General features: G+C 64.7%; 1 protein-coding gene. It reads right to left on the bottom strand.

Going from position 1 to position 399, the window contains the following annotated elements:
* The coding region (locus tag P3W85_RS34450) for a CoA-binding protein (RefSeq protein ID WP_276268054.1) at positions 1-236 on the bottom strand (236 nt) is incomplete at its 3' end.
* Positions 237-399: the final 163 nt, after the last annotated feature.

The raw sequence follows: 399 nt of genomic DNA on the forward strand, positions 1-399 counted from the left end.
GGCGGCAACTGTTCGATCGAGTTCACACACGGCCGGCCATTGATCTCATCGCGCTTCGGATTGACCAGATAGATCCTGCCCCCGTAATCGTTGCGCTGGAGGTTAGCCAGTACCGAAGCGCCGAGTGCGCCCGGCGTCGGCGAGGCGCCGACAATGGCGATCGACGCCGGTCTCAGCAGACGCGCCATGGCCGCGCGGCTCACCCCCGGCCGCGACGTGGATTGGGTCGTATTCATCGGCGGACTCCGGCGTTCAGCGCTTGCGGGTAAGATCGTAGGCGCCGAGACCAGGCTTGTAGGTCTTGTCGTCGAGGAACTGCTTGAGGCCTTCCTTGCGGCCGTCGTCGTCGAAACTGTTGGCCGCCTCCTGGGCTCGCACGAGGAAATCCTCGGCGTTGTC

Source organism: Cupriavidus basilensis, from assembly GCF_029335485.1.
GTDB classification, from domain to species: Bacteria; Pseudomonadota; Gammaproteobacteria; order Burkholderiales; family Burkholderiaceae; genus Cupriavidus; species Cupriavidus basilensis_E.